22 protein-coding genes are annotated in these 14,298 nt (G+C 63.7%); 16 read left to right on the top strand and 6 right to left on the bottom strand.

Features of this window, described 5'->3' with window-relative positions; all coding sequences use genetic code 11:
- Positions 1 to 181: 181 nt before the first annotated feature.
- The 3 genes from H156_RS0107390 to H156_RS0107400 all read right to left on the bottom strand — a co-directional run bounded on the left by H156_RS0107390 (position 182) and on the right by H156_RS0107400 (position 2,687).
- Positions 182 to 421 carry a hypothetical protein gene (locus tag H156_RS0107390; RefSeq protein ID WP_017366039.1) on the bottom strand — a complete coding sequence of 80 codons (240 nt, stop codon included), beginning with the start codon at positions 419 to 421 and terminating at the stop codon, positions 182 to 184.
- 389 nt (positions 422 to 810) lie between these two features.
- Positions 811 to 2,241, bottom strand: a complete 1,431-nt coding sequence (locus H156_RS0107395; protein WP_017366040.1) for an RtcB family protein — start codon at positions 2,239 to 2,241, stop codon at positions 811 to 813.
- A 14-nt stretch (positions 2,242 to 2,255) separates the two neighbouring features.
- Positions 2,256 to 2,687 carry an archease gene (locus H156_RS0107400; protein ID WP_017366041.1) on the bottom strand — a complete coding sequence of 144 codons (432 nt, stop codon included), beginning with the start codon at positions 2,685 to 2,687 and terminating at the stop codon, positions 2,256 to 2,258.
- Between the two features lie 64 nt (positions 2,688 to 2,751).
- On the opposite strand from H156_RS0107400, the gene H156_RS0107405 reads away from it, so the two are divergent.
- Positions 2,752 to 3,249: a CDP-archaeol synthase gene (locus tag H156_RS0107405; RefSeq protein ID WP_017366042.1), complete on the top strand. Its 498-nt coding sequence runs from the start codon at positions 2,752 to 2,754 to the stop codon at positions 3,247 to 3,249.
- Here H156_RS0107405 and H156_RS0107415 read toward each other — a convergent pair.
- A complete protein-coding gene (locus H156_RS0107415) occupies positions 3,209 to 4,222 on the bottom strand; it encodes a metallophosphoesterase (RefSeq protein ID WP_010959565.1) in 1,014 nt (337 codons plus the stop codon). The genes H156_RS0107405 and H156_RS0107415 overlap by 41 nt on opposite strands.
- Positions 4,219 to 4,533, bottom strand: a complete 315-nt coding sequence (locus H156_RS0107420; protein WP_010959566.1) for a hypothetical protein — start codon at positions 4,531 to 4,533, stop codon at positions 4,219 to 4,221. Before H156_RS0107420 ends, H156_RS0107415 begins: the two co-directional genes overlap by 4 nt.
- 145 nt (positions 4,534 to 4,678) lie before the next feature.
- Here H156_RS0107420 and H156_RS0107430 point away from each other — a divergent pair, with 145 nt between their 5' ends.
- Together H156_RS0107430 and hflD are read left to right on the top strand one after the other, a co-directional pair.
- Positions 4,679 to 5,068: a nucleotide pyrophosphohydrolase gene (locus tag H156_RS0107430; protein WP_017366044.1), complete on the top strand. Its 390-nt coding sequence runs from the start codon at positions 4,679 to 4,681 to the stop codon at positions 5,066 to 5,068.
- Positions 5,065 to 5,688, top strand: a complete 624-nt coding sequence (gene hflD / locus H156_RS0107435) for a high frequency lysogenization protein HflD (RefSeq protein ID WP_017366045.1) — start codon at positions 5,065 to 5,067, stop codon at positions 5,686 to 5,688. The genes H156_RS0107430 and hflD overlap by 4 nt, the downstream gene beginning before the upstream one ends.
- A gap of 28 nt (positions 5,689 to 5,716) precedes the next feature.
- Here the strand turns inward: hflD and H156_RS0107440 are convergent, their stop codons facing one another.
- Positions 5,717 to 6,028, bottom strand: coding sequence for an Rdx family protein (locus H156_RS0107440; protein ID WP_017366046.1), 312 nt, complete (start codon positions 6,026 to 6,028; stop codon positions 5,717 to 5,719).
- Between the two features lie 434 nt (positions 6,029 to 6,462).
- Here H156_RS0107440 and nifB point away from each other — a divergent pair, with 434 nt between their 5' ends.
- The 13 genes from nifB to H156_RS0107505 all read left to right on the top strand — a co-directional run bounded on the left by nifB (position 6,463) and on the right by H156_RS0107505 (position 14,296).
- Positions 6,463 to 8,031: a nitrogenase cofactor biosynthesis protein NifB gene (nifB, locus tag H156_RS0107445; RefSeq protein WP_010959571.1), complete on the top strand. Its 1,569-nt coding sequence runs from the start codon at positions 6,463 to 6,465 to the stop codon at positions 8,029 to 8,031.
- A 116-nt stretch (positions 8,032 to 8,147) separates the two neighbouring features.
- A complete protein-coding gene (locus tag H156_RS0107450; RefSeq protein ID WP_010959572.1) occupies positions 8,148 to 8,372 on the top strand; it encodes a 4Fe-4S binding protein in 225 nt (74 codons plus the stop codon).
- 11 nt (positions 8,373 to 8,383) lie between these two features.
- Positions 8,384 to 8,767: a HesB/IscA family protein gene (locus H156_RS0107455; protein WP_017366047.1), complete on the top strand. Its 384-nt coding sequence runs from the start codon at positions 8,384 to 8,386 to the stop codon at positions 8,765 to 8,767.
- Positions 8,768 to 8,785: 18 nt separating this feature from the next.
- Positions 8,786 to 9,319: a tetratricopeptide repeat protein gene (locus tag H156_RS0107460; protein ID WP_154656682.1), complete on the top strand. Its 534-nt coding sequence runs from the start codon at positions 8,786 to 8,788 to the stop codon at positions 9,317 to 9,319.
- Positions 9,300 to 10,091, top strand: coding sequence for a 4Fe4S-binding leucine-rich repeat protein (locus H156_RS0107465; protein ID WP_017366049.1), 792 nt, complete (start codon positions 9,300 to 9,302; stop codon positions 10,089 to 10,091). The genes H156_RS0107460 and H156_RS0107465 overlap by 20 nt, the downstream gene beginning before the upstream one ends.
- Positions 10,092 to 10,112: 21 nt before the next feature.
- The gene (locus H156_RS0107470) at positions 10,113 to 10,433 is read left to right on the top strand and encodes a nitrogen fixation protein NifZ (RefSeq protein ID WP_017366050.1); all 321 of its coding nucleotides are present in this window, start codon (positions 10,113 to 10,115) and stop codon (positions 10,431 to 10,433) included.
- Positions 10,430 to 10,699: a nitrogen fixation protein NifZ gene (locus tag H156_RS0107475; RefSeq protein ID WP_010959577.1), complete on the top strand. Its 270-nt coding sequence runs from the start codon at positions 10,430 to 10,432 to the stop codon at positions 10,697 to 10,699. The genes H156_RS0107470 and H156_RS0107475 overlap by 4 nt, the downstream gene beginning before the upstream one ends.
- Before the next feature lie 24 nt (positions 10,700 to 10,723).
- The gene (locus tag H156_RS0107480; RefSeq protein WP_202948237.1) at positions 10,724 to 11,089 is read left to right on the top strand and encodes a DUF3024 domain-containing protein; all 366 of its coding nucleotides are present in this window, start codon (positions 10,724 to 10,726) and stop codon (positions 11,087 to 11,089) included.
- Positions 11,086 to 12,234, top strand: a complete 1,149-nt coding sequence (locus H156_RS0107485) for a cysteine desulfurase family protein (protein ID WP_017366052.1) — start codon at positions 11,086 to 11,088, stop codon at positions 12,232 to 12,234. The genes H156_RS0107480 and H156_RS0107485 overlap by 4 nt, the downstream gene beginning before the upstream one ends.
- A gap of 58 nt (positions 12,235 to 12,292) precedes the next feature.
- Positions 12,293 to 12,511 carry a putative nitrogen fixation protein NifT gene (gene nifT / locus H156_RS0107490; RefSeq protein ID WP_010959580.1) on the top strand — a complete coding sequence of 73 codons (219 nt, stop codon included), beginning with the start codon at positions 12,293 to 12,295 and terminating at the stop codon, positions 12,509 to 12,511.
- A gap of 2 nt (positions 12,512 to 12,513) precedes the next feature.
- Positions 12,514 to 12,792, top strand: coding sequence for a hypothetical protein (locus tag H156_RS0107495; protein WP_010959581.1), 279 nt, complete (start codon positions 12,514 to 12,516; stop codon positions 12,790 to 12,792).
- Positions 12,789 to 13,943 (top strand): DegT/DnrJ/EryC1/StrS family aminotransferase, encoded by a 1,155-nt coding sequence (locus H156_RS0107500; protein WP_017366054.1) that lies wholly within the window; start codon positions 12,789 to 12,791, stop codon positions 13,941 to 13,943. The genes H156_RS0107495 and H156_RS0107500 overlap by 4 nt, the downstream gene beginning before the upstream one ends.
- Positions 13,940 to 14,296, top strand: a complete 357-nt coding sequence (locus H156_RS0107505; RefSeq protein WP_238536897.1) for a 2Fe-2S iron-sulfur cluster-binding protein — start codon at positions 13,940 to 13,942, stop codon at positions 14,294 to 14,296. Before H156_RS0107500 ends, H156_RS0107505 begins: the two co-directional genes overlap by 4 nt.
- The last annotated feature ends 2 nt before the right edge of the window (positions 14,297 to 14,298 follow it).

Genomic DNA, 14,298 nt, shown 5'->3' on the forward strand with positions numbered 1-14,298 from the left:
GTTGGCGCGGTGTCGATTCCGGATCGGGGTTGACCACGCCGCGCAGGGAAATCGATCGGGAAAACGACTTCGCAAGAATCGATACTTGGCTTCGATCGTCGGGCGGCGAAGGCGGGGCCCCGGCCCAGAGTGAGAGCCCGGCTCGGAGTCCTGCGCCGGGGCGAGCGTACCGTAGCGGATCTCAGACGACGCCGAAAATCTTGCTAGCCAGCTCCTTTTGGGCGACGCGCTCGATCATGGTGTCCACAAAGGCCTCGATTCTGCGTTTTTCCTCCCGGCTGAGAGAAGGATAGGCCCGTTTGTACGCCGTGTTGAAGCCTTGGATGTCCTGGAGCGTGTACGGTGCGCGGATACTGGCGATGTAGCTCGAAACGTCCTGAAATGCTTGCGAGAACAATGGGATTGCCTGAACGGTATTCATGCGACGGACCTCTCTACTCCGGACCAGTTTGAGGATGACTGGTTGAGAGTCTATACCGTGCGCAGTAAATCAACAATGCGCAAAAATCTCCAATATATGTTTCCTTTGGTTAAACATTGATATAGTTGAGAACGTTTCTCTTTTGCGTTAACCTGTTTTCGACATCGGGACCAGTCGGCAAGGTCGTCGAGTGAATCCCTCGCCGTCAGTCCCGGTGTTCGGCGAGTTCCGGCCTCGTTTCCTGGCCGGAACGGCGTTTCTCTTTGTGGTGTGTCTGGGAAAGGAATGCCCCTCTTGGGACCCCGGCAGCGTCATTCGCCGCTGGGGCTTTTTTTTGACGGGACGATGAGCGAGGGAAGGTGTTGACGATGCGTGAGCCGCTCATTCCCTCATCCTTTGATGCATATGATCGGTTCCAGCCGGGCGACCAGCCGTGCTAGCCCGGCTCTGTCGGAGGCCTGCACCACGGCATGGACGTCCTTGTAGGCGCCGGGGGCTTCTTCGGCGACGCCCCGGTAGGAGGGGCTACGGATGAGGATGCCGCGCTCGGCGAGCTGGTCGATCACTTCCCGCCCCTGCCAGGTCCGGGTCGCCTGGTGGCGGCTCATGCTGCGGCCGGCGCCGTGGCAGGCGGAGGCGAAGGAGAGCGTCTCGCTCCCTGACGTGCCAGCCAGGATGTAAGATGCCGTGCCCATGGAGCCGCCGATGAGGACGGGCTGGCCGGTTTCGGCGAATGCCGCCGGCAGGTCCGGATGGCCGGGTCCGTAAGCGCGGGTCGCGCCCTTGCGGTGGACATGGAGCCGGCGGCGCTTTCCTTCCACGAGGTGTTCCTCGAACTTGCAGGTGTTGTGGGAGACGTCGTACAGCAGTTCCAGCCGGGCCGCGGGCAGCACGCGGGCGAAAACCTGCCGGGTGAGGTGGGTGAGTATCTGGCGGTTGGCGAGGGCGCAGTTGATGGCGGCGCGCATGGCGCCGAGGTAATCCTGGCCGACTTCCGATTCGATGGGCGCGCAGGCCAGTTCCCGGTCGGGCAGGGCGATGCCGTATCGCTTGGCCGCACCCTGCATCAGGCGCAGGTATTCGGTGCCGATCTGGTGACCCAGGCCGCGCGAGCCGCAATGGATGCTGACGACCACGTCGCCCTCCGAGATGCCGAAAGTTTGAGCCGATCCCGCGTCGAAAATCTCGGTCACCTCCTGGACTTCCAGGTAGTGATTGCCCGAGCCGAGGGTGCCCATCTCCGCGCGCTGGCGTTCCTTGGCGCGGGCCGAGACGTTTTCAGGCCGGGCGCCTTCCATGCGGCCGTGCTCCTCGACGCGGGTCAGGTCACGCGCCTCGCCCCAGCCCTGTTCGACCGCCCATTGTGCGCCGCCTTTCAGCATCGCATCGAGACCCTGGGCGTCCAGTCGGATCTTGCCGTGGCTGCCGAGCCCCACCGGAATGTCGGCGTAGAGGGTATCGGCCAGCAAGGTTTTCACCGGTTCGATGGCGGGGCGTTTCAGGCCGGTGAGCAGGGTGCGCACGCCGCAGGAAACGTCGAAGCCGACGCCGCCGGCCGAAACCACGCCGCCCGCGCCGGCATCGAAAGCCGCCACGCCGCCGATGGGAAAGCCATAGCCCCAGTGAGCGTCGGGCATCGCGTAACTGGCCTGGACGATGCCAGGCAGTCCGGCGACGTTGGCGGCCTGTTCCAGTACCTTGTCGTCCATGGCGCGGATCAGCGCTTCGTCGCCGTACAAAATGACGGGTACGCGCATTCCGCTTTCCGGATTCAGGCGCCAGGTGCAGGCGTCGAGTCGTTCGAGACGGTCGATGTTCATGACGATCCTCCCGGTTACACATCCACCACGCACTGTGCTCGCCACCGGCCGCCCGCTTCGCGTTCGACCTCGAGTTCGGTGTAGGTGGCGCCTTTGATTTCCACCGCGGGCCGATGGCGCAGCGGGTCCAGCGGCTCACCCCAGGCGATGCCTTTGAGTCGGCCACCGGCGATGTCGACCTGGAACCGCCCGAACACCATGTGTCGCACCGCCATTTCGTAGATGAGGGCGTTGAGCCAGTCCACCAGAGCCAGTTCCAGGTCGGCAGCCTCGCATTCCACTTCGACTTTTTCCATTTCCCGGACCGAAGCCGGGTCACAGATCACCGCCGACAGCGCCAGTGCCGCCTGCGCGAAGGCTTCTTCCGGCGTGGCGCCGAAGCCGCGCACGCCGATGTCGGCCATGTGCTCGAAATGTTCCCAATGGGGGGAATCGTAGTCTTTCATGGGGATACGTGCAGGCCGGTTCGGATTATGATCGGCATCGTAGCGAATTTACGGAAGCAACGACATGGGCGCCGAATCCACGGGACTGACCGCTCGTCTGCTCATCCTGCTGATGGTGGCGAACGGCATGCCCATCCTGCTGCGGAAGCTGCTGGGCGAGCGCTTCGGCTGGCCGGTGGATGGCGGTCGCCGGTTCCCGGACGGGCGGCCGTGGTTCGGTCCGAGCAAGACCTGGCGGGGGGTGGTCTGCGGCATAGGCGCAGCGGCGGTGGCAGCCCCGCTGCTGGGGCTGCCCTGGGAGGTTGGGGCTCTGGTCGGCGCGGCATCGCTGGCCGGAGACCTGTTGTCCAGTTTCCTCAAGCGGCGGCTCGGGATCGGTCCCAGCGGCATGGCGCTGGGTCTGGACCAGGTGCCGGAGTCGCTGTTGCCGCTCTTGGCGGTGCGGGAGCGCTTCGGTCTGGAATGGCGCTATATGGTCTGGTTCGTCATCGTGTTCATCGTCCTCGAACTCGCCTTGTCCGTCATCCTTTACCGCCTCCGCATTCGCAACCGCCCTTACTGAGCCGGTGACGCGAAAGCCGGTGGAGGGTGATTTCAGGAGGGCAGTTCAGGCGGATGTCCAGGATGGAAACGCCGGAGCCGGCCGAGGTGTAGCCTTGCATCCGGTGATAGCGCCAGTAGCCGCGACCGAAGGCACGGGGACAGCGGGCGTTCAGCGTCAGCGCAATGCCGCCGGGCAGGCAGATCTGGCCGCCATGGGTGTGGCCGCAGAGCATGATGTCGAAATCGGCGTAGGCGGCATGGCGGTACAGCTCGGGCGAGTGGGACAGCAGAATGGAGACGGCGCCTTGCGGGATCGGATCGGCGGCTTTTTCGATGTTGTCCGCCCGGTAGTAATGCGGGTCGTCGACGCCGGCGAGGAAGATGGATGCGCCGTCCTGGCGGATCTCGCGGGCTTCGTTGAGGAGTACGCCGATCCCCAAGTCTTCGATCTCCGGTGTCATGCGGATGGTGTCGTGGTTTCCGAGGATGGCGAACACGGGCTTGTCGATATGGGTGCGCACCTGCGCCAACCCGTCGATGGCGCCCCGGTAGGGCCCGAAGGTGCGGGCGCGGAAATCACCGGTCAGCACGCAGGCGTCGTAATGCCCGGCCTGGCCGATGGCGCGGATCAGGGCGTCCGGCAGGTCGCCGGCCATGTCCAGGTGCAGGTCGCTGATGTGGAGCAGGGTATAACCTTCGAAAGCTTCCGGCAGGTGTGGGAGTGTGAACTCGTTGCGGCGGATCTCGATGCGGCGGGCGGCGCGCTGGCCGGGCCGGTACAGGAGGCTCAGTTTGAGCAGGCGCCTCAGCAGGGTGTGCAGGCGGTTCCAGTTCTCGATATGGAAAAAAGTACGACCCTGTCCGAAGATGCGGGCCTCGAAATCGTGCTCGATGCCCAGCCGCTGGTTCAGATGACAGCGGCCGATCCGCCGCTCCAGCCGTGTGTACACATCGGCGGGGATCGGCGGGCAGGCAGGGCGATGCCCGGTCACGGCGTGTGTACGACCTGATCGAGCAGACGCGCCAGCCGGGCGATGGCGTTTTCCACGGACTTGAAGGTGTCCGTGGCATCCGTCGGGTTTTTGGCCAGCTTTTCCACCTTGCCGGCCGCCGTCGAAATCGCTTGTAATGCCTGCTGGTAGGTGGGGGCATCGGCGTTGAGCGAGGCGGCCACCAGGTCGATCTTTTGCTGGAAAAGCTGATCCAGCAGCTCGTCGCTTTGTTCCGCGAGTGCCGGCTTGGTGGTGCTGAGGGTTTCGAGCGCCTGGATGGTCTTCTGCAGGTCGGCAATCAGTCGGTCCATAGTCGGTAAGCTCCCGTGCCTTTATTCACGAAATTCGGTCCCCATGATGCCATGACGGAGGTTGTCGTGGACGGGGACGGTCGAGGTTATTTTGACGAGTTGAGTCCAATCAAGCAAAGGCACTGAATCAAGGAGAAAGCCGGTCATGAATTTGCCCGAGATACAGCAACGGTTGCGTGACTTCGCCGCAGAGCGGCATTGGGATCGATTCCATACGCCGAAGAATCTGGTCATGGCCTTGGCGGTGGAAAGTGCAGAGTTGATGGAGCACTTCCAGTGGCTGTCCCCCGAGCAGTCCCTGGACGTGCAGAGCGATGCCGAACTCAGGCAGGCGGTTGCCGAAGAGTTGGCGGACGTGGCGATCTATCTGATCCGGCTGGCAGACAAACTGGGGATCGACCTGGAGATCGCCATCCAGGACAAGATGCAGCGCAATGCGGACAAGTACCCTGTGTCCCTGGCACGGGGCAATGCCGTGAAATACAACCGGCGCAAGACGCCCTCCGAGGAACGGAATCAGGAAGCCGGAACATGATCAAGACGCTCGACAACCAGGTGATCGCTCTGGCCGGCCTGGCCCAGGCCACACACCTCGTCAGGCAGATCGCCCAGCGCGGTAGCGCGGATGCCGGCGACATGGAGGCCGTGGTCCGCAGTGTGTTCGCGATCGACGCAGACGATGTGCCCTCCGTCTACGGCGGGGTGGACAAGATCAAGACCGGGCTGCAGCTCCTGGACCGCCAGCTCGCGGGCTTCGAGCCCCCCGATGCGGAACTGGCGCGCTACGGCGCCACCCTGATTCTCCTGGAGCGCAAGCTCGTCAGTGCTCCCCGCCTGCTCGAAACCCTGCGTACCGGCATCGAGCAGGTCAAGGAACAGGCGGAGTATTTCGGTGAACTGAACGATACCGTTTATGCCAACCTGGCCGACCTCTACCAGCGCACGGTGAGCCAGTTACGGCCTCGCGTCATGGTCAACGGCCAGCCGTCCCATCTCACCAACAGCACCAATGCCAACCGTATCCGCGCTCTGCTCCTGGCGGGCATCCGTTCCGTGGTGCTATGGCGCCAGTGCGGCGGCGAGCGCTGGAAACTCCTGTTCCAGCGCAGTGCCATGCGCAAGGAGGCGCGGCGGCTGCTTCAGTCCTCACAGTAGCGGTAAGACCGGGCCGCTTTTTCCCCGCCTACGGTTCGGCCGGCGCCGGTGATGCGCCGGTCTTCCCTTTTCGGTCGGCATGACCCAGGTCCCTGCCGGGGGCGACCTCATCCCGCACCAGTCGTTTCAGTTCGGAGATTTCCGGAAAGCCTCCTTGCTCCTTGCGCGACCAGATCCGCTTACCGTTAACCCATACCTCGAAGAGTCCCCCCGTCCCGGGTTTCAAGGTCAGTTCGCCGATCTCCTGGTCGAAGGTCGTCAACAGTTCCTGTGCCATCCAGGTCGCGCGCAATAGCCAGCGGCACTGGGTGCAATACAGGATTTCGACGCGGTTGTTCATGGTGTCTCCCGAAGTTTGTTGAAGTCCGGGGCGTGTGCAGGGGGAGGCGCTTGGTCCGTGGCCGCCGGTTCAAGCCGGTGGCATGAGATTTTACCGACATTGGCCGGTGATGTGTCGTCAAACCGGAGAACCGCCCGCTCCCGATCGCCGCCCGCCTCTTCGACCGCCAGGGTGTCCCGTTTGTCGCGTTCCGGACAAGGTCGGCCCGCCACGGCGGATTTGTGCTCCACGAAACACGCGAGAATCGTGTGGTAATTAAATCAAGGGGTTGTTTTTGCTGGATATATGTTTCGTGGTACGCCGATTGCTTGGGTCTGATCGTGAGTGTCTACCAGTGTTCCGCACCGGGCTTTTCCAGACGGTGGGTAGCGAACGAATTCAAGGGGCGTGGCGGGACGAAGCAGCGACGGGCAAACGAATCTAGGAGTCTAGCAATGCAAACAGTGCAGAACCATACGGGGGCGGAGTCCGCTGGCCTAAACGCCGCGGTGAATGTCGACGAGATCATGCAGAAGGTGGCCGAGCACAAAGGCTGCGGCACTTCCGGCGGTTCCGGAAAAGCCAGCTGCGGTTCCGGCGCGGGCGCAAACGACCTGCCGCCGGAGATTTGGGAGAAGGTGAAGAACCACCCCTGCTACAGCGAGGAAGCCCATCACCACTACGCGCGCATGCACGTCGCGGTGGCTCCGGCTTGCAACATCCAGTGCAACTATTGCAATCGCAAGTACGACTGCGCCAACGAGAGCCGTCCCGGCGTGGTGAGCGAGAAGCTGACCCCGGAACAGGCGGCGAAGAAGGTACTGGCGGTGGCCTCCACCATTCCGCAGATGACCGTGCTGGGCATCGCCGGTCCCGGCGATCCGCTGGCCAACCCGGAAAAGACCTTCAAGACCTTCGAACTGGTCGCCAAGCATGCGCCCGACATCAAGCTCTGCGTCTCCACCAACGGTCTGGCGCTGCCCGATCACGTGGAGCGGCTGTCCCAGTACAACATCGATCACGTGACCATCACCATCAACATGATCGATCCGGAGGTGGGCGCCAAGATCTATCCGTGGATCTACTACAAGAAAAAACGCTACACCGGCGTCGAGGCCGCCAAGATCCTCAGCGATCGCCAGTTGCAGGGCCTGGAGATGCTGACCGAGCGCGGCATCCTGTCGAAGATCAACTCGGTGATGATCCCCGGCATCAATGACGAGCATCTGGTCGAGGTCAACAAGGCGGTGAAGTCGCGGGGGGCGTTTCTGCACAACATCATGCCGCTGATCTCGGCGCCGGAGCACGGCACCGTATTCGGTCTGACCGGTCAGCGCGGCCCGACGGCGCAGGAGCTCAAGGCCTTGCAGGATAAGTGCGAAGGCGAAATGAACATGATGCGCCATTGCCGTCAGTGCCGCGCCGATGCGGTGGGCCTGTTGGGCGAGGACCGTAGCGCGGAGTTCACCACCGACAAGATCATGGCGATGGAGGTCAATTACGATCTCGACGCCCGCAAGGCCTATCAGGAGGCCGTGGAAAAGGAACGCCAAGCGGTGGTGGCAGCCAAGCAGGAAGAACTGCAAACCCTGGCCGGTGCGCATTCCGACATCAAGATGCTGATCGCCGTGGCGACCAAGGGCGGCGGCAAGGTCAACGAACACTTCGGCCATGCCAGCGAATTCCAGATCTATGAGCTGTCCACTGCGGGCGCCAAGTTCGTCGGACATCGTCGTGTGGATCTGTACTGCCAGGGCGGTTATGGCGAGGAAGATGCACTGGGCACGGTGATCCGGGCCATCAACGATTGCCACGCGGTGTTCGTGGCCAAGATCGGCGGCTGTCCGAAGAGCGACCTCAAGGCGGCGGGTATTGATCCCGTGGACCAGTATGCCGGTCAGTTCATCGAACAGTCGGCGATCGCCTACTTCAAGGAGTATCTCGACAAGGTCGCGTCCGGCGAAATCGAGCACGTGGCCAAGGGTGATGCGGTGATCCGCCAGGGCGCTTTGATCGCGGCTTGAGACGACGGTTACAGGCGGGTTCCCTCACCCCAACCGCTCTCCCCAGGGGAGAGGGGCTCCACGCTCCCTCCCCCCTTGGGGAGGTGGGGATGCGGGTGCTCCCAGGAGTTTGAAACATGGCTTACAAGATAGTCGAAGAAAACTGCACGGGTTGTTGCGCCTGTGAACCGGAGTGTCCGAACCAGGCGATTTCGGAAACGAGCAACGGGCTGTTCGTGATCGACCCGGCCAAATGCACGGAATGCATCGGTCATTACGACGAACCGCAGTGTGTGGCGGTGTGTCCCATCGACCTCACCTGCATCATTGACGAAAACTACCCGCGATACGAAGCGGCTTAAGGGGAACATTCATGGATCTGACCATCACTCCGAGTGCGGAGAAGTTCATTCAGCGCATGGTGCGTTTCGGCGGCGCCGGACCCGACGCCGGTTTCAGGCTGGTCGTGAGTCCCGGGGGCTGTTCCGGCCTGGCTTCGGAGTTCAGCATCGAAGCCGCGCCCTTGCCGGGCGATGCCGTCGTCACCGTCCAGGGGCTGAAGCTGTTCCTGCCTGCGGAGAGCCGCTTGCTGCTGCAGGGTGTGACCATGGACTTCAAGGACACCCCGCTGCAGAGCGGTCTGGTATTCATCGACCCGAAGGCGACGGGTTGCGGAAGCTGCGGCAGCAGCGTATCTGCACCGGTTCCGGGCGAGGGTTCCGTGGGAATCTCCGGCATTCCCATCAAGAGCGTCTGAGACCCGGCGGCAATGGTCATGGCCCGCAGCGCAGTGCTGGAAGCAGCGCCGATCTTGGGCGATTCGGGGGCCGAGTGCCTGGGCGAGGGGCTGCCTGCCGAAGCGGAGCGGCATCTGCGTCTGGCCGGCCAGAACTATCACCGGGACGAGGTGGCGTTGGGGCATCTCCGGGCCGCCTGGGAGCACGCACCGGGGCATGCGGCGGTCTACATCGGCAAATACCGGTTCTATTTTTACAAGAACCGGCTGGCCGAAGCCTTGGAAACCGCCAAGGAATGCCTGGTGAAGGCGGCGCTCGACAACGGCATGTCCCCCGATTGGCGGGAGGCCAGACCGGAGGATGCGGATTTCTCCAGCTTCGAGGCCGTCCTGCCGCGGTTTTTCCTGTTCACGCTCAAAGGCTATGCCTATTTGCAGATGCGCCTGGGCAACCTGGAAGAAGGCCGGGCCGCGGTCGAGAAACTGCTGGAGCTGGATCCGACGGACAAGCTCGGCGGCAGGGTGTTGATGGGCGTCCTGGAGAGGCAGGCCAATGGGGACGACGAGGAGTGAGATCGAGGAGGCGCGCGACTGGCAGGGCAATCTGCTGGATTGCAGCCGCTGCGAGCAGCGGGAAGGGCTGACCGAAGGCCGCTGTCATCTCGGCCACGCCTGCGTGCACGATCGCTACGCCCGCCGTATCGACCGGTTCTTCAGGTGGAATCCGGATCTGGCCAAATCCTACCTGGATCATCCGTATTTCGAGACCCGGGCAGTGGCGGCCAAGCACGTGGAGCTGTTCTACCTGCCGCGGCTGGTGGCGGATCCGGACGAGACCGTCCGGCAGAGTGTGGCCCAGCGCCTGCCCGTGCGCTCGAAACCGTTCGAAATCCTCCGGCACGATCCGCACCGGGACGTCCGGGTCAGAGTGGCCGAGCGGCTGGAGCCGCGCGATTTGGCCACGATGATCGGAGATACGGATTATTTCGTGCGGCAGATCGTGGCACGGCGCCTGCCGCCCGGTCTGCTGGTGAAGATGATCCACGATCCCGATCCGGAGGTTCGCAAAGTGGTGGCACAGCGGATTGCGCCGGAATGGCTGCCGACGCTGGCGGCGGATACGGAGATGCCGGTCCGGCTGGCGGCGGTCAGGCGCATGGACAACAAGCAGCTGCGGCAGTTCGTCAAGGACCCGGACTGGCGCTTGCGTTACGAGGTCGCCGGCCGGCTGGAGCTCGCCGATCTGGAGCCCCTGCGCGCCGATCCGGACCCGGCGGTGCGGGAGTTGGTGGCGCAGCGGCTCGATCCACCGCGGGGCGAAGGCGTTTGGCCGGAGGCATGTTGACGATGTATCGAGAGGTTAGCCATGGGTGACATCAGTCGCGACAGCGATAGCATGGAACTGAACGATCCGCCGAAGTTCAACTTCGGGGAAAAGGTCAGATCCAAGAAGGTAGTGCGCAACGACGGCACTTTCACCGGCGCGGAAATCGGCGAAGTGCTGGTCAAGAAGGGTGAGGTCGGCTACGTCAAGAGCATCAACACCTTTCTCCAGCAGTTCTATATCTACGCCGTGGACTTCCCGGACCGGGGTTATGCGGTCGGTATGAAGGGTCGGGAGCTGGAGTCGGTCGACAATCCGCCGCCCCCGAAGCAGGACGCCGAACCGAGGGGGGAAACCGCATGATCGACCAACGCGCTCCGATCTATCAGTGGGGACAGAAGGTCTCCACCGAAGTCGACATCTTCAACGACGGTAGTTACCCCGATCATGAACCGGAGGCGCTGCTGGTCGCGGCCGGCACCGAGGGCGAGATCGTCCAGATCGGCCATCACGAGGAAGCCAACATTCCGGTGTATCTGGTCGAATTTCCCGGAGGCTACGTCATCGGCTGCTTCGAGGAGGAGCTGCGCTCGGAACGGAAATCGGTCCAGGTGGCGGGCCTGCTCTAGCGGGTGACGGCGGAGGGCCGGGTCATGGGGTACGGAGGCGGCGTCATGGGCAGCATTCAGGCGATAGCGAATACCCAACCCAACGAGCTGGATCTGAAACGCATCGAACGTGCCATCCAGGCCCGCAAGCGCTACCGCTATGTCACCCCCGAGGTGCATCCGACCGAGGATGGCTATCTGATCCAGAGTTCCTGCTGTTCGCGCAACATCGATCCCAACGGTGGAGTCATCGACATCGCCCGGCTCGAGTTCAAGCCGAGCCGTGGCTGCTGGTGGCTGTACCACAAGGATCACGCGATCGGACACTGGATCATGCACGGCGAGTATCGCTCGCTGCAGCAAATCCTGGCGCTGTTGAACGAAGACCCGAACAGGCGGTTCTGGCAATGAGCGAGACCTCGATCTACCTGGACAACAACGCCACGACACGGCCGGCTCCGGAGTGCGTGGCGGCGATGATGGCCTGCCTCCAGATGCATTATGGCAACCCCTCCAGCAAGCATCGTCTGGGCGAGGCCGCCAAGATGGAGGTCATCGCCGCACGGGCCAGGCTCGCCGCGCTGCTGGGCGCCTCTCCGGCGGAAATCGTTTTCACCAGCGGTGGTACCGAATCCATCCAGCAGGCCATCCGCGGTGCGCTGGCCTTGGCGGCGGACAAGCGCCGGGTGGTGACCAGCGCCGTAGAGCATCCGGCGACCTTGCTTCTGCTGGAGCATCTGGAAGCGCAGGGGCTCGAAGTGATCCGTCTGCCGGTCGACCGGCAGGGGCGCCTTGATCTCGCCATGCTGGATGCCGCGCTCACTCCCGATACCGGCTTGTTGAGCCTGATGTGGGCCAACAACGAGACCGGCGTGCTGTTTCCCATCGCGGAAGCGGCGGCGCTGGCCGCGAGCCGGGGGGTACTGTTCCATTGTGATGCGGTCCAGGCCGTAGGCAAGCTGCCCATCGATTTGAGACTGGTGCCGCTGGATTTCCTGTCCCTGTCCGGACACAAGCTGCATGGCCCCAAAGGCATCGGCGCGCTGTTCGTGCGCAAGGGCCGCAAACTGCCGCCGCTGCTGTTGGGTCACCAAGAACGCGGGCGCCGCGGCAGCACCGAGAATGTGGTGGGCATCGTGGGGCTGGGCGTGGCGGCGGAACTGGCGGCGGAACATTTGGCGAGCGGGATGGACGCCGTCGCCCGGCTGCGCGACCGCCTGGAAAGCCGGCTGCTCGCTGCGTTGCCGGGGGCTTCGGTGAACGGCGCCGGTGCGCCTCGGGTGGCCGGGACGTCCAGCTTCAATCTGGGGAATGTCGAAGCCGAGCTGGTGCTGGACAAGCTGGACCGCGCCGGGGTCTGCGCCTCTGCCGGAGCGGCCTGCAGCGCGGGTGGTACGGAGCCTTCCCACGTGTTGACGGCGATGGGGCTGGGGAAGGAGGGAGCATTGGCCACCCTCCGTTTTTCATTGAGCCGCTACACCACCGTGGCCGAGGTGGATGCCGTGTGCGGCCTGTTGCCGGGGATCGTGCGCAGCCTGCTGGCCGAGGCGGCGTGATCCCCGGCCGATTCCGAAACGACCGACCGATTTTTTCAACCTCTGACCCGGAGTCTTCATGAAGGTAATGATCCGTAGAAACGCCGCTGGCGAACTGTCCGCCTATGTTCCCAAGAAAGACCTGGAGGAGCCGATCGTGTCCCAGGAGAAACCGGAAATGTGGGGGGGCACGGTGACGCTGGCCAACGGCTGGCAGCTCGTACTTCCGGAGATGGCCGAAGGCACGACGTTGCCGATCACGGTCGATGCCAGGAAGCTCGCCGGGAGCGACGACTGACCATGGCGCTCACGACGGAAGCGCTCGAGCGGATTCGGAGCCAGCTTGGCACAGCGGCTACGGCGGCGGAGCAGGTTTCCGCCTTGCGCCGCGCCTTTCCCGGTCTGTCCGTCACCCGTTGCGACGCCGGCGACATCGATACGGAGACGCCGGTGCTCGAAACGACCCGGTTCAACCTGTATCTGCTCGATGCCGCCGATCATTGTGCCCGCGTGACCGCCGACCTGAGCCGCGCCACCGGCCTGATCCTGGCCGAGAAACCCAAGGGGGCGGCGCCATGAGCGTCCAGCCGAGCATACTGTTTTCCGATCCGGACATGAGCCTCGCCGAACTGGAGGCGGTCGAGGAAGTGCTGAAATCGCCGAGGCTTTCCGCCGGCTCGGTGGTTGAAGATTTCGAAGCCGCCTTCGCCGAATATCTGGGTCGGAAACATGCGGTGGCGGTGAGCAGTGCCACGATGGGGCTGCTGCTGGCGCTTCGGGCTTACGGCATCGGGCCGGGCGACGAAGTCATAGCCCCTCCTTTCGGCTTCCGCGAAACCGCCCATGCCATTACGCTGGCCGGCGCGAAGCCGGTGTTCGTGGACATCGACTACTGGACCTGCACCCTCGTGCCGGACAAGGCGGCTGCCGCCGTCACGCCCCAGACCAAGGCCATCCTGGCCAGCAACGTCAACGGCCACCCGGCGCTGTGGGCGCAGCTCCGGGCGCTGGCCGACGAATGCGGCCTGATTCTGATCGAGGATTCCAGCGAGGCCATCGGCTCGCGTTATCAGGGCAGGCTGGTCGGAAGCTTCGGTGACTGCTCGATCTTCGACTTCACCCAGCCCAGTGCCCTCACCACCGGTGAGGGTGGCATGGTGGTGACCGACGACGGGAATCTGGCGCTCCGCCTGCGCGGCCACCGCAACCGCCGCCTGGACGAGCGTAACTCGGTGGTGTTGGGCGATTCGCCGCCGTACCGGGCGGAAATGAGCGACATCAACGCGGCCCTCGGCCTGGCCCAACTGAAGCGGCTGGACGGGATACTCGAGCGGCGTAAGGACGTCGAAGCCTATTACGATGCCTTCATGCAGTCCTTCGAGGGCATCAAGCCGGCTTATCAGGCGCCGGAGGTCGACGAACTGCACTGGATGGTCTACCTGGTGCATCTGGGGACGCGCTTCACCCGTTCCAGCCGTGACGTGGTCATCCAGGACCTGGCGACGGCGGAGGTGGAATCCGTGGCTTTCTGTTCGCCCCTGCATACCCAGCGCCATTACCTCGACCTGGGTTACCGCAAGGGCCAGTTCTTCGTGACGGAAAAGCTGGCGGACCGGGCCATCGCCCTGCCGTTCCACTGCCATCTCACGGAAGACCAGATCGGCTTCATCGTCCAGACCGCCAAGGATTCATCCGTCAACGTGGGCGCCGGTGCCGCGATCTATCTGTGAGCGAAGAGACGATGTCCGGTTATCTACGTACCGGAATTCGGCGGAATGCAAAGGTCTGCGTGACCGTCCTGCCCTCCGGCAAGACGGTCGAAATCAGCAGTGGCAGCCGTCTGCTGGACGCGGTGCTGCTGACGGGCGATGCGATCGTTCCCCGCTGTGGCGGCCATGCCCGATGCGGGGAATGTCACGTGCTGGTGCGATACGGCGGACGCGGCTTGTCCAAGATCCGTCCCGACGAGCGGGAAAAGCTCGACAACATGCGAGGTACGGAGACCCTGTCCAGGCTGTCCTGCCAGGCGGTCCTGGGCTCCCGTGAGATCACCATCGAACTGATGTTCCAGAAGAGAGGATAACT

Source organism: Methylococcus capsulatus str. Texas = ATCC 19069 (assembly GCF_000424685.1).
GTDB lineage: Bacteria > Pseudomonadota > Gammaproteobacteria > Methylococcales > Methylococcaceae > Methylococcus > Methylococcus capsulatus.